The organism is Nostoc sp. CALU 1950 (assembly GCF_051172895.1).
In the GTDB taxonomy this organism is placed as follows: Bacteria; Cyanobacteriota; Cyanobacteriia; order Cyanobacteriales; family Nostocaceae; genus Nostoc; species Nostoc edaphicum_A.
Genome location: NZ_JBDNJQ010000071.1, coordinates 25850 through 39003, shown reverse-complemented (window position 1 = coordinate 39003; position 13154 = coordinate 25850). Strand labels below are relative to the sequence as shown.

Here is a 13154-nt window from a genome sequence, read left to right as displayed (position 1 = left end):
TGGCTTATCCCAAGCATTACCTACTCAAGTTTACCTAATTGATGACACGCCCTAGGTAAATACTCAGAATATAAACCTACAGATCCATGAATTTTCAAATAAGCCGGGGATCTTGTTGATCACGAATGAATGAGTTGAGCTATAGAGATCCTAAAACAACAACCCGTTCCTGTGAGAGGAGGCAATTAAAAATTAGATAAGATTTTTTTTGATTTATGTCTATATTGTAAGGTTTACCATCCCATCACAAACTTTCAGAGCAGATGAGATTCTTACAAGTTAAACTAGACTTCTCTATTTAGTGATGGCGACACCCGCATCTCCTATTTTTCTGAAAATATATGAAATTTAGAACCTTAAAATATCCTTTCGCACTAATGCTAGTCAGCTTCAGTTTTTTGCAGACAGCTGATGCTCAAACTCCTGTCGCTGATATTTCCCAGCTATCTCAAGAAGTTTCTGTGCTTCGGAAACAGGGCCCAACAGGGTTACAAGTATTTCTCAAATCCCATACCAATACGCTAAATACCGATTCTTCTGGTGCAGTTATACCTTCCCCTGCACTCCGGATTGCTTTAGATGAACTTTGCCAACAACGCGACTGTTACGCCTCTCGTCTGTACTGGTATACTGACATAGAACAAGCCAAAGCTGCTGCTAGAACCAGTGGTAAACCCATTCTATCTCTGCGGTTATTGGGCAGGCTGGATCAGGATTTGAGTTGTGCTAATAGTAGATTCTTTAGGGTAGCCCTGTATCCGAATGTTGAGATTTCTAAACTACTTCAAGACCGCTTCGTTTTGCACTGGCAATCAGTGCGACCTGTACCTAAAGTAACTATTGATTTTGGCGACGGACGCAAGTTAGAGCGAACGATTACAGGCAATAGCATTCATTATATATTGGACGCATCGGGGCGTCCAATCGATGCAATTCCAGGGTTATACAGTCCCAAAGCATTTTTGCGTCAGCTACAGCAGGCTGAAGTAGCAGTAAAAAACTACAGTAAACTTACACCAAGCGATCGCGAGTCTTATTTAAGAAAATACCACAGCGATCGCCTAAATTCTATCCAAGCCCAATGGGTTGCAGATTTATCTCGCCTGGGTATTCAGTCTCCCCCTAAGTTGGTGGAAACTCCGAACAATCCCAGTCAGCCACCTACAGCAGAAATAGCAAGCTCTCTAGCAGTTTCTAAGATGATAGTTGAAAGGCCAATGCTAAGTGCTCTCCAGTCTGATGCTGAACGAAATCAAAACGCTTTAGCTGAAATAACCGACCAGGAAGTTTGGAACAAAATTGCTCAACTCTATGCCGCCGATGTCAAGCTAGATCAAAACAGTATCTCTCTAATCAAAGCTAAAAAGTCTCAGTCTGCAAACACTCAGGAAGATAATTTGCCGATAATAGTGAAAAAATTTGAAGCCACAATGGCTTTAGATACAGTCAGAAATGAATATATGCTGCACAGCCAAATTCATCAATGGTTTATGCAGGGTCAGCAAACAAGCAGTGTGGAAACACTCAATGAACAGGTATACGCCCAACTATTTTTAACTCCTAGTTCTGACCCTTGGTTGGGGCTTTTCCCTAGCGACAGCTACAGCGCTATTGATAATGATGGCATCCGTTAAGTTTGCTCTAGCCCTTATATAAGCATTAAAGTGCTTAATACAAAGTCCTTTAACCTGTGAAAAGCTTGAAGTCAGTAAAAAGGAGTGACGAGATTTTATAGTATTGACACCTCACCCATCACTCCTTATAACTTGCGCGTTGATTAGCTGTTACGCATTGTTAAATTACACCAGCTGACTACTTCATTTATCCTCTAACTAAAGAGGCGGATAATTATTAAGTTAGTTTGTGCTTTTCTATACAAGAATTTGTAAATGATTAATATCTATTATGCAATTCTATAGGATTACTACTTTTGCGATCGCACTTGACGTTCAAGACAGTCGCTACAATATCAGCGATCGCACTCATCAAGCAATTCACCTTTATAATATCGGGCGATCGCACTTCAAGAGGTATAGGGTGGGCAAATTCTGATAATTTGACAAATTTCAAGTCTGTAGCAACTTCCGCCTTCCCTGAAGCTATATAGGGTGCGTTTGCGACAGCGTAACGCACCACACCACACTGTTTATACATCCGTCCAATTAAGAGAGCCGAGAGAAGCTGGCGACACCTTGGCTTCGAGTGCATTTTTGAATTTACCATCGAGTTCGTTTGCCGAGTTCTGGTTAATGAAGCCGAGCATTTTTGACAACTGGTAAACTATATTTATTCCGGTACCTTGATAGCTGTTCTGCTTGCGACCATCGTCGGTCAGCATATCCCCCGACACCCAAACACTGTCTAGTTTCTTAAGGTCGTACTCCGCATAATATTTCATATTAGACAACCAAGTTCGGTTTGGAACTTCCCCATCGATCGCTATTAGTCCAAAGACATAACCTTGGTTTCCGAGATCCTCCCAGTCTCGATCATTTGTGTTTTTGCTTGCTTCTATTCCCTTTGCTTCCAGTTGTGCAAGCGATTGGAGGCTTTCATACTTTTGGGTTGTGTAGTGTCTAAAAGTCCATTTTTTGTCCAAATGTTTCTTCCCAAATTTAGGGTCTGGTTGAGATGTCAAGTCTTCGATCTTGAACTCTTTTTGATTCCGAGCTTTAACAAAATCCACCAAAGCACGGGCAAAGTTAGGGTCATTGCGATCGGATTCGTCCAGTTGTTTCAAACCGTCAATTATTTGCTCTTTTTTAAGCTTGCCCTCGACCATGACCGTTTCTAGGCTGTTGACCAATTCTGTTACCTCTTTGCGCTGAATGATACCTTTGGTGAGGACTCCATTCTGCTGCACAACGTGGGTCAACTCATGCGCCAACAACTCCTGACCACCCCGACTCCCTGGGTTATATTCCCCCTGTCGAAAAAACACATCCTGTCCCGTTGTGAAAGCCCGCGCCTGAATTGACCGATTTAACTGATCGGATTGACCATCCGTGTGAACCTTCACCCCACTGAAATCTGCACCAAACGCCTGTTCCATCGGTTCGCGGATATTGTCTGCCATGATTTGTCCACCCCCCCGCGCTTGGTTAATGGACGCTTCCAAGTCAGGCGCAGCAGCCATCCCAGCCTCAGACTGACGCTGCATCATCGGCTTCATCTGTAATTCTTCCTCATCCTCTGGCAATGCTTCTCGTTGCAGTGTGCTATTGTCCAGAGATTTCATTTGCAATTCTTCCTCTTCCTCTGGCAATGCTTCTCGTTGGATAGACTGACTATTTACAGGTTGCGCCATTCTTTGCATTACCTGCTGTGCAACACTATCAGCTTCCTGTTCGTAAATGTCTCCAGGCTGGCTAATTGAGAGTTTTGCTTGGCTACGCAGTGGTATGCAACTTATATCGTGAGTAAGTGGCTTATCGAGTGGTTGTATTTTTGGAACCGCTTGGCGTGAAATTGCCGACGACTCCAAACCAAAGCCGGGTGTCGGGTTTTTCAGGGATGGAATTGAGAAGCCTGTAGTAGTTTTTTTCTGCCGGCTGACGTGTTCTCTCATTTTCTTTTCCAGATGCCCAAGCAGTAGCTAGATGAATATTTTGCTGTTACCAATATCTAGATTACTGCGATCGCACTTTTAGCACAATTGCTCAAAAGTCTGAATCAAGGCAAAGGGCAAGTTCGACTTTTGGCTACTTTTGATTCTGACGCAGTACCTTTAGCCTTGATTTTAGGAGAGGTTTTTTTATTTATGGACTCAAATCAGCAACCAAGTTTTTTCACATTCGATGGAGATGTTGGCGGTACTGCTGGATACGCTGGAGTTTCGGCGGCATCTGATGCCAGCAAGGCAGCTATTGCTGCGGGTAAATACCTCAACGACTCACGGCTTTTGAACCAACTCACAGAACACGTATATAAACTTTTGCTAGAAGACTTGCGATCGCAGCGAGAAAGACTTGGTAATTATAATTCCCAAAGGTGGTTGTGATGGCTACAGGCGCTAATAACGGCAACATTACTCACGAATTAAATTATGTCACTACTAATCGTTTTTACGTTGAGATAGACAGTTCTATTGCTGCATCTTTCGCCGAATGTACAGGATTAAGTATTCAAATTAAGAAAAATGTTTTTCAAGAAGGTGGTGTCAACGACCAGCAAAGAATTTATTTAGGTCATACAGAATTTGCAGACATAACTCTTAAACGTGGAGTTACCGATCATCCAGGTTTTTGGAACTGGATGAATGCAGTTTTTGATGAACAAAAGAAAACATCTCGACGCAATGTCAACATTCTGATTTTCAATCAAGCTGGTGAAACGATGATGAGTTGGACTTTGATTGGTGCTATTCCTATAACCTGGAAAACACCAGCACTCCAAGCAGATGGCAAAGCAGTTGCCATTGAAGAATTAACTTTAGCTTATGAAGGTTTACAAGTAGCAAGAGCGACAGGAGGAGGAACTTCTGTACAACGAAATCAAAAAACAGGATATTTCGTTTCTAGCTAATTGCCTCTTTTGAAACTATAACTATGCAAATTATTCAATCTCCACTGGGAAACAATATTCATCCACTTGGAATAATATCATCTTTATCTAATTCTCATAAAATGTTATTGAGAAAAGAGTCTCATTCTCTGAATCTACGAAGTAATTTTATCAGTCCCATACAAACTAAACCAGCATTAGTAACATCCTCTAAATTTTTCTTGTCTCGTGAACATGAACCATCGATACAACCATTAATCGGTTGGGATACTCAGGATATAAATAGTGAGTTTTCACTACTTGAGTTTGATTCTTCTGATTCAATAACTCCTCCAGAAAATAGTAACGAACCAATAAAAGACAGTATTCCAGAGATAATGGCAACTCGCATTGAGAAAAATACGAGTAATGATGCGTCATCAGAAATAAATCTTAAAGGTAAATCTAAATCCAAAAAAACAAATAAATCTCAACAGCCACTAGAAAAAAAGTCAAAACCAAAATCTAAGACTAAAAAAACAGTTAAATCATCAGTGGCTAAGAATGTTGAGCAACTTGTTGATAAAAGTAACGTTCCTATTAGTTTTAATGAAAATAGCTTATTAGCATCAGATGAGCCTCTATCGGTTGAGACTAATTCGGATCTCGAACTTTTACAACTTGATATTGCTTCAGATCATACTACAACTGACAATAACTCTGTTAATAGGATAACGACATCTACTTCGCCTAATATTGAAGATAAATCGATTTTCCTCAAGAATATTACTAATGACAGTCAGCAATTAAACTCTGAGTTACCATATAGTTCGCCTAGTGCAGATTCGTCTGTCACAGAAAGTATTTTGATATCACCAAAAGAGATTAATTTAGACGATACTATAAGTGAAATAGGAGAGAATTCGCCTCTAGAATTAACTTTACCTAATAATTTAGAGCAAACAGTTACCCCATATATTAACTTGAGAGATAATGAACAACAAATAATCACTGAAGCATCAGAATCAGTTAATATCTCAGATATCCCAGTCAGCCCAACACCACCACAACAGGATATTAAATATCAAGTTCCTTCTATAGTTGATAATCAAATCACCACTTCCCAAACAAATCTAATCCAGAAAAAAGAGGTGTCACCAACCGTAAATTCTTCATCGCAGCCAGAAGAACCACCACATATAAATAGAAATTTTGAGGCAATTCGAGACATTGAACCAGACTTAATATCAGAAAGTACCACAAATGATTTTGTCAAAGATAATGCTGTGGCTGATAATTTTCTAGAAAATACGGCTTTATCTTCAAAAGTTACCCCAATTGATGTTGATGACACACTTCATTCTTTAGCGAATGATAAAAGTATTATAGGGGCGGATAGCTTTGCGCTCAAAGCAGATGTTGTTCTACCTAATTCTGAATCTTCAGCCGCTTTATCGTCAGTATTTACTTCACCTGATGTTGATGATGCACCTACTTTAGTCTATCCTTTAGCGAATGATGAAAATATCATAGGGGCGGATAGCTTTGCGCCCCAAGTAGATATTGCTGTACCTAATACTGAGTCTTCAGTTATAAAAAACCCTATTACATTACAACAAAAAATTGATTCTAGTGTTACGAGTGAGTCTCCAGTCAGTGAGCCTATTCAGTTAACACCTACCTCCGCTAATATTGAAAATACACCTGGTTTATTCAGAAACTCTGATAGCAGTGAACAATTAGTCACTTCAGAGTCAAAATCTGCTATGGTGGTTAATGTTTCAGATGTCTCAGAAAATATGAATTCACTGGAACATGACAGTAATATTGAGAATACTACCAGCGAGTTTACAGAAAATCAGCCCATATTAGCGCTACCTGAGATTAGTGAAGCAGCAGTAGTTAACGCCACATCGCCTGAGATTGTTGAAGCAGAAAGAATTACCGCTACATCACCTGAGATTGTTGAAACACAAGTAGTTAACGCCACATCACCTGAGATTGTTGAAGCAGAAAGAATTACCGCTACATCGTCTGAGATTGTTGAAACACAAGTAGTTAACGCCAAATCGTCTGAGATTGTTGAAGCAGAAAGAATTACCGCTACATCACCTGAGATTGCTGAAACTGCAATATCTAACGACAAGCCGCTAGGCGTCTACGCACCAGTAGTTACCGCCACATCACCTGAAATCGTTGAAACTGAGAGTATTTTCAGGAAAATTATTGACAATCAACAACCAGTAGAATCAGAATTTCCCTTTGCAGTAACAAATCCTGAAATATCAACCTTTGTTGATACCTCAGATAATCCAGATATCCCAGAAGAACCAACTTCCTCACAAAATAAGGTAAGCACAGTACCTAAAGTTGAGCAAAATGCAACTGTAGAAAATTTGCCAGCACCTAAAGGTTATGCTACTGGTGGTCATGTGACAGACTCCCACGTTGACAATCGTCAGCAAATAGCACCCTCGGATACTGTACCTGCAATGCTTACGCCTGGAGAGTTTGTGATTAATACCAGGGATGCACAGAAAAATTTACCTCTACTACATCACATCAACACTGGTGGAACACCGCAGGATATTATCCTCCCAAGTTTACAGACATCCAATCCCACAGAACCAGAAGAAAAAACTTCTCCAGAGACTCCGACTAAAGTCGATTCTTTTCCAGACACTTCATTACAGCTAAAAATCACCGAGACTAACTTATCTCAAATATCTAATCCTTTAATTTCTTCTTCCTTGGGGTTAGATATTGGAAAACAGAAACTTTCGATACTCAATTCTCCACAGCTTAATCCTCTTCAAAACCAAACAATTGATGTGGGTGAAACTTCACCTCAATATTCATCACCTCCCCTGATTTTCCGAAAAGCAAATTCCAGCAGTAATACATCTGCTCAATGGTCAAATACACCTTCCCAATGGTCAAGTGTGGAAGATTTACTAAATGGAAATAATGATGAATTCACTAGCTTTAATTTTAATGATGGTGAATCTAATAGCAAAAATTCTGAATTTTCTCATGTCTCAGAATCGCCACAAATTTTTGCTAAACACATTCCTACATTTAGAGGCTTTGCTGATGGTGGAGAAGTCACTCCACCCGACATATCTAGAGATATAGAACCGATAACTGAGACGATAGAGAGCATATCCTCGTCTTCTGAAGAAGGTGATAAAGATGATACAGCTAATCTTGAAGCTCTAGCCCGTGAAATTTATAGCAGATTACGACAACGGATAGAAATTGAGCGAGAGCGTCATGGCGGTTACTCAGGTAGATTACCTTGGTAAATTTGTATTTAAGAATTAGTTTTTGGAGAAATATTCAAATGGCAACTCCTGCAATTATTGTTATTCAAAAGCGTCAACCACAACTTGAGAAAGCCAAACTTGTAGCTTATAATGGCGAAGCACCAGATATTGAATTAATGTTTAATCCCACAGATATTAGTTTTGCTCGAACTGTCAAGTGGGAAAGTAAGCAAGGTAATAGAGGAACTACTTTACTTCCGAAGGTGAATTTTTCTGGTGTTGAGCCTTATAAATTTACACTTAAACAGTTACTATATGATACTTATGAAACGAAAGAATCGGTGATGAAGAAGTATATAGATAATATTAAAAAAGGAGTAGAAACTATTAATAGAACGACTGATAAACGCCCACCTGTTTACATATTGACATGGGGAACAGAGTATTTTTATTGTGTAATCACGAGTTTAACTTACACATTAAATATGTTTCTGAGTGATGGCACACCAGTCAGGGCGCTAGTAGATATAGCCTTACAAGAAGTAGATAAAAATAACCTTCCTGGAGGACGCGAATCTGCTTCTAAAGGCGCAAGTCGTCAGCCAAATTCCAAACTGGGAAAAACTACTTAAATTTTAGGATTTTTTGAATATTTTAAATTTATCGAACAGAATTCAGGAGTCAGGAGTCAGAATTCAGTTGTGTATTCTGTATGACTGGCGGATAGCACAGCGTTAGCGAGTCTTGCCTACGGCACGCCAAGGGCGAACGAGCGTCACGAGCGTCTTGATTCTGAATTCTGAATTCTGCATTCTTCTTCAATAGATTACTACTTATGCCTAAAAAAAGCCTTTATCTAAGCGAACCTAAAATCCAGATAGAAGGACAAGCCGCTTCTCCTGAATTAATGAAAGATTTGTTGCAAATCACAATAGAAGAAAGCCTTCATTTGCCAGCAATGTTTACGCTAGTTATACATAATAGCTATATTCCCACATCTGATCGGTCAGAAAACAGGGCTTGGCGACATGAGCAGTTGTTTAAAATTGGCAAAAAAGTAAAGTTGGGTTTTACTTCGAGTACTACTCAAGATAATAATTTTCAAGATGAGGTAGAAAAAGTTCTGATAGAAGGCGAAATTACAGCGATGGAAGTTCACTTCAATGAAAAATCTGAAGCTGACATAATTGTTCGCGGTTATGATATTTCCCATCGTCTGCACAGAGGTCGCTATAATCGTTCTTTTTTAAATGAAACTGATAGCGATATAGTCAAAAAAATAGTTAAAGAAGTAGGCATAAAACCTGGCAACATAGAGCCAACTGGCGAAGCTCATAAGTATGTATTCCAAGAAAATCAAACTAATATGGAGTTTCTGCGAGAAAGGGCTGCTCGTATTGGTTTTGAATTATTTATTACAGAGGATAAACTAAATTTTTGCAAGCCAAAAACTCAGGGAGATTTACCACTAGAATGGCTAGTTGATATTAGTAAATTTAGTACTCGCGTTACCAGTTCTGAACAGGTGAGTTCTGTGGAAGTGCGTGCTTGGGACTATACCCAGAAAAAATTGATTAGCGGAACAGCCAAGAAAGAGAAGCAAGTAACCGAGACAGGTAATCAGCTAGGAAGTAGTACTAGTAATGCATTTTCTAATCTTAAGTCACCGAAAATGATTGTTGTTGATAAACCAGTTGCTAGCAAAAAACAAGCAGAGACGATGGCTCAGGCTTTGTGTGATGAACTGGGAGGAGAATTTGTTTATGCAGATGCCAAAGCATCAGGGAATCCTGAGATTCGTCCTGGACGAGTTGTTAAGCTTCAGGGTATGGGCGATCGCTATAGTGGTAAGTATTATGTTACAGAAACCCGCCATTTCTTTAATCAGCGCGTTTATGAAACTGAGTTCAGCGTGCGGGGACTACGTTCTGGTAACTTATTCACAACCCTATCCCCAGAAAAACGCCTACAGCCATCTGAGACTTTATTAGTGGGGATTGTCACTGATAACAAAGACCCAGAGGCATGGGGTAGGGTGAAGGTAAAGTTTCCCACTCTCACAGAAGACCATACAAGTGACTGGGCGAGAGTTGTAGCTGTGGGAGCAGGCCCCAACAGAGGTTTCGACTGTTTACCAGAGGTGAATGATGAAGTTTTAGTAGGTTTTGAACATGGCGATATCCACCGTCCCTACGTCATTGGCGGGGTCTGGAATGGCAAGGATGCACCACCAGAAAAAGTAAGGGATTCAGTTACAAGTGGTGTAAGATTACGCACCATTAAAACTCGTGTAGGTCACACTCTACAGTTTGTTGAAGAAGATAAAGGAAGTAGTAAAAAAGGTATTCGCGTAGAAACTGAATACGGTCACAAAATATATCTCAATGACAGTCAAAGGTGCATAGAGATTGAAACCAAGGGCGGCCATAAAATCAAAATGGACGATATGGGTAAATCTGTTTCAGTGAAATCAACAGGTAATATGTCATTAGATGCTGCTGGAAATATCGACATTTCAGCCAACGGTACGATTACAGTCAAAGGTGCGTTGATTCGACTTAATTAATTCGTAATTCGTAATTCGTAATTCGTAATTATAGGAGGTTGTGATGGGTAGACCAGCAGCAAGAATTACTGATAATGTGGCGCATCCCTTACCCCCAGTTTTAACAGGGGGGCCGGGTAGTCCCAATGTGTTGATTGGGTCTTTACCTGCGTGGCGGGGTGTGCTTGCCGCCGCAGTACCAGGTTTGCAGTCTGCTAAAACATCTTCTGATATAGCTATCAAAGCGGCTGAGGCTGCTACTTTAGCGGCGGCTGGTACACCAGGGGCACCTGCTGCCTTAGCCGCCGAACAAACTACAAAGACAACAGCTGCTGCTACTATGGGTAGTGCGATCGCTGCTGCTGCTGCTGGTGCTGATATTCATAATTGCGCGACACCTTTACCTTTACCTCCTCACGGCCCTGGGGTTGTGATTGATGGTAGTCAGACTGTGCTGATTAACAATCTACCTGCCTCTCGGATGGGCGACACTGTTTTAGAAGCATTAGGGCCACCGAATAAAATTATCAAAGGTAATCCGACTGTTTTGATTGGCGGCTAATTGGAGAAGTAGAGAATATGAGGGAGAGGAGAGTTGGAACTTTATCCGAAATTTTGTCAGGATTAATAATCAATCTGCTTTAAGGACTTTTCGATCCATCAGTCACCTATCCTAGTTTCTTCTCCCAAAATGATGCCTTGCCCATCTGGGGATTTAGCTCATAGCCACTGAATCCGCACGCCTTGTATGCTGACTGGGCAACATGATTTCCTTCCAGTACCTCTAGCGTGAGTTTGCAGCAACCCAAATCAAACGCGATCTCCTCCGCTTTCTGTAGCAGCAGTTTGGACAAGCCTTTACCACGGTAGGGTAAAGCAACGATGACATCGTGAATATTAAGTAATGGCTTACACGCGAAGGTAGAGAATCCTTCTAAGCAGACAACAAGCCCTGCGGGTTCGGCATCGACAAACGCAAGAATTACATGAGCCGCTTTTCTTTTGGCAAGCTCTGCTGAGAGATTTGCTTTAACGTAGTCCGACAAACCTTTACCACCACCCATCGGGTCAAGCGCATACTCATCCATTAATTGAACCATAGCCTCCGCATGAGCAGTCATACTCAGGTCTGCTTCAAAAATTTCAATCATCTATTAATTCTTGATTCTTCAAATATTGGCATAACGTTTCTGGTCAGTAGCTGCCGACAACCCTAGTTTGCGATCGTTTATCTGAATTACAGCAATTTTCATGTATTTGAACTATCTGTCATAAGGGCACAGCATTGCTCATTGGTGTCAACTTAAGGTTAAAACTCCTTTCAAACCTCGTTTCCAGCCTCTGGCTGGAAATGCTACTCATTGCGGCTCTACCGCCAGTAAGGAAGGCGGAGCCTTTAGGATGGCATTCCCAGTCTCAGACTAGGAACGAGGCCAGATATGATCTTTAAAAGCTTCTTCTAGACTGGCTTTTACCTTAAAGCATTGGGCCACCGAATAAAATTATCAAAGGTAATCCCACTGTTTTGATTGGCGGCTGAGTACATTGAAGGTGGGGACTTCCGCAGGGCTATTTTACGAGATTATTTTTTCTGTGTTTTCAGTGAATTTAGATGACTTATTACGTTTGAGTGCTGAAAGTGCGCCCAGAGTACTTAAGGCAAGTAAGCTAACAATAGAGGTGTGTTCGGGGACGGTAACTATAGTTGCAAAAAAACTAATGGGTAACTCACTATCTTCTAGTCCAAAATTTTCATAACCTGGTATAAATGGCGGTGCGGAAAAAACCTCTAAATAACCTGGTGTCGGCAAAAAACTAGCGAAAAATGGACTAGAATAATTTCCAAGAGAAGTGGAATAGCCAAAACCGTCACCCGTTAACTGTTGAGTATTAAGACTAATTAGATTGTCAACATTAAAAGGTTCGTTTCCTGGTATCGGAGTTCCGGCAGGTTGCAGACTAGTAATTGTTTCACCATTTCGTGTACCAGTAATTCCCAGAATCTGGTAAAAACCTAAATCGTCAGGACTGTCATTAGTGGTGAAAGTACCGCTGGCCGTGATGTCAGTACTAGTATTAGAATAATTCCAGTTCCAATTTAGAGCAGAGGCGGCTTGCATTGTCCCAAAAACTAATCCAGATGTAGCAGCAATAGCTGTCGCAGATAGTAAAGCTAGATTTTTCATGGAGATTGTTAGTGCAATTGCTTTCCAAAGGCGAACCCGATTATTGGAAGTTGAGTTAAGCTACAGCGCAACCCAAAACCAATGGCAGTTTAGCACCAAAAATACAGCATATAGCAAAGTGCTGAGTGTGGGTTAAAAGTTTTTCTCCCTGTGCCCCTCGCCTCTTCAACCTCGACCTTTGGCGAATAGGCTTAAAGCCTTTGTGCCGATATCTTTGAAGATATCCATGTAACAGCTGTCTAAGTGCCAGATATGGTTTATGGTCGCGATCGAGCCTATTTGGGAACAGGTTGGGCTTATCCACTGCATTTAAGTGTGCAAGGTGGGATACAACTTAGCCGTGAAGATCAAAAAGTTAAAGAATCTATTTGGATTATTCTCCGCACGGGAGTAGGTGAGCGGGTTTATCGACCGACGTTTGGTTCGCGCTTGTCGGAACTGGCGTTTGCACCCATGAATAGCGATACCCTACTGCGAATCCGTCTTTATGTCTTGGAAGCTTTAGAAGTTTGGGAACCACGCATTACTATCGATGAAGTTCTGACTGATCCTGACCCTGTGCGTGGCAGAGTAGACATCATCATTAATTATCGACTTAAAGACGGCCCCGATATTTATAGTTTTGTTTATCCTTATTATTTGGTTTCAGCTGGGGAGGAATCGTGATACGAATTA

At 40.9% G+C, this 13154-nt stretch carries 12 protein-coding genes; 8 read left to right on the top strand and 4 right to left on the bottom strand.

The window, feature by feature from the left end; translation table 11 throughout:
• The first annotated feature begins 341 nt into the window (after positions 1 to 341).
• Positions 342 to 1634 carry a hypothetical protein gene (locus tag ABF638_RS19765; RefSeq protein ID WP_435024699.1) on the top strand — a complete coding sequence of 431 codons (1293 nt, stop codon included), beginning with the start codon at positions 342 to 344 and terminating at the stop codon, positions 1632 to 1634.
• A gap of 259 nt (positions 1635 to 1893) precedes the next feature.
• Here the strand turns inward: ABF638_RS19765 and ABF638_RS19760 are convergent, their stop codons facing one another.
• Together ABF638_RS19760 and ABF638_RS19755 are read right to left on the bottom strand one after the other, a co-directional pair.
• Positions 1894 to 2154 carry a hypothetical protein gene (locus ABF638_RS19760; RefSeq protein WP_435024698.1) on the bottom strand — a complete coding sequence of 87 codons (261 nt, stop codon included), beginning with the start codon at positions 2152 to 2154 and terminating at the stop codon, positions 1894 to 1896.
• Positions 2147 to 3568, bottom strand: a complete 1422-nt coding sequence (locus ABF638_RS19755; protein WP_435024697.1) for an eCIS core domain-containing protein — start codon at positions 3566 to 3568, stop codon at positions 2147 to 2149. The genes ABF638_RS19760 and ABF638_RS19755 overlap by 8 nt, the downstream gene beginning before the upstream one ends.
• A 129-nt stretch (positions 3569 to 3697) precedes the next feature.
• Here ABF638_RS19755 and ABF638_RS19750 point away from each other — a divergent pair, with 129 nt between their 5' ends.
• The 6 genes from ABF638_RS19750 to ABF638_RS19725 all read left to right on the top strand — a co-directional run bounded on the left by ABF638_RS19750 (position 3698) and on the right by ABF638_RS19725 (position 10855).
• Positions 3698 to 4000 carry a hypothetical protein gene (locus ABF638_RS19750; RefSeq protein WP_435024696.1) on the top strand — a complete coding sequence of 101 codons (303 nt, stop codon included), beginning with the start codon at positions 3698 to 3700 and terminating at the stop codon, positions 3998 to 4000.
• Entirely contained in the window at positions 4000 to 4524 is a 525-nt protein-coding gene (locus ABF638_RS19745; protein ID WP_181929863.1) for a phage tail protein, read from the top strand. The genes ABF638_RS19750 and ABF638_RS19745 overlap by 1 nt, the downstream gene beginning before the upstream one ends.
• A 23-nt stretch (positions 4525 to 4547) precedes the next feature.
• A complete protein-coding gene (locus tag ABF638_RS19740; protein ID WP_435024695.1) occupies positions 4548 to 7787 on the top strand; it encodes a hypothetical protein in 3240 nt (1079 codons plus the stop codon).
• Between the two features lie 38 nt (positions 7788 to 7825).
• Complete coding sequence (locus ABF638_RS19735; protein WP_181929861.1) at positions 7826 to 8380, top strand: hypothetical protein; 555 nt, start codon at positions 7826 to 7828, stop codon at positions 8378 to 8380.
• Positions 8381 to 8583: 203 nt separating this feature from the next.
• Positions 8584 to 10314 carry a VgrG-related protein gene (locus ABF638_RS19730; RefSeq protein ID WP_435024694.1) on the top strand — a complete coding sequence of 577 codons (1731 nt, stop codon included), beginning with the start codon at positions 8584 to 8586 and terminating at the stop codon, positions 10312 to 10314.
• A 43-nt stretch (positions 10315 to 10357) separates the two neighbouring features.
• Complete coding sequence (locus ABF638_RS19725; RefSeq protein ID WP_335008028.1) at positions 10358 to 10855, top strand: PAAR domain-containing protein; 498 nt, start codon at positions 10358 to 10360, stop codon at positions 10853 to 10855.
• A gap of 106 nt (positions 10856 to 10961) precedes the next feature.
• Here ABF638_RS19725 and ABF638_RS19720 read toward each other — a convergent pair whose 3' ends face one another.
• Together ABF638_RS19720 and ABF638_RS19715 are read right to left on the bottom strand one after the other, a co-directional pair.
• Positions 10962 to 11444, bottom strand: a complete 483-nt coding sequence (locus ABF638_RS19720; protein ID WP_435024693.1) for a GNAT family N-acetyltransferase — start codon at positions 11442 to 11444, stop codon at positions 10962 to 10964.
• Between the two features lie 423 nt (positions 11445 to 11867).
• A complete protein-coding gene (locus ABF638_RS19715; protein WP_435024692.1) occupies positions 11868 to 12479 on the bottom strand; it encodes a PEP-CTERM sorting domain-containing protein in 612 nt (203 codons plus the stop codon).
• A 252-nt stretch (positions 12480 to 12731) separates the two neighbouring features.
• On the opposite strand from ABF638_RS19715, the gene ABF638_RS19710 reads away from it, so the two are divergent.
• A complete protein-coding gene (locus ABF638_RS19710; protein WP_435024700.1) occupies positions 12732 to 13145 on the top strand; it encodes a GPW/gp25 family protein in 414 nt (137 codons plus the stop codon).
• Positions 13146 to 13154 lie beyond the last annotated feature (9 nt).

Coding starts and splice junctions, on each gene's coding strand:
- ABF638_RS19765 (WP_435024699.1), top strand. CDS start 342: ATGAAATTTAGAACCTTAAAATATCCTTTCGCACTAATGCTAGTCAGC.
- ABF638_RS19760 (WP_435024698.1), bottom strand. CDS start 2,154: ATGTATAAACAGTGTGGTGTGGTGCGTTACGCTGTCGCAAACGCACCC.
- ABF638_RS19755 (WP_435024697.1), bottom strand. CDS start 3,568: ATGAGAGAACACGTCAGCCGGCAGAAAAAAACTACTACAGGCTTCTCA.
- ABF638_RS19745 (WP_181929863.1), top strand. CDS start 4,000: ATGGCTACAGGCGCTAATAACGGCAACATTACTCACGAATTAAATTAT.
- ABF638_RS19740 (WP_435024695.1), top strand. CDS start 4,548: ATGCAAATTATTCAATCTCCACTGGGAAACAATATTCATCCACTTGGA.
- ABF638_RS19735 (WP_181929861.1), top strand. CDS start 7,826: ATGGCAACTCCTGCAATTATTGTTATTCAAAAGCGTCAACCACAACTT.
- ABF638_RS19730 (WP_435024694.1), top strand. CDS start 8,584: ATGCCTAAAAAAAGCCTTTATCTAAGCGAACCTAAAATCCAGATAGAA.
- ABF638_RS19725 (WP_335008028.1), top strand. CDS start 10,358: ATGGGTAGACCAGCAGCAAGAATTACTGATAATGTGGCGCATCCCTTA.
- ABF638_RS19720 (WP_435024693.1), bottom strand. CDS start 11,444: ATGATTGAAATTTTTGAAGCAGACCTGAGTATGACTGCTCATGCGGAG.
- ABF638_RS19715 (WP_435024692.1), bottom strand. CDS start 12,479: ATGAAAAATCTAGCTTTACTATCTGCGACAGCTATTGCTGCTACATCT.
- ABF638_RS19710 (WP_435024700.1), top strand. CDS start 12,732: ATGGTTTATGGTCGCGATCGAGCCTATTTGGGAACAGGTTGGGCTTAT.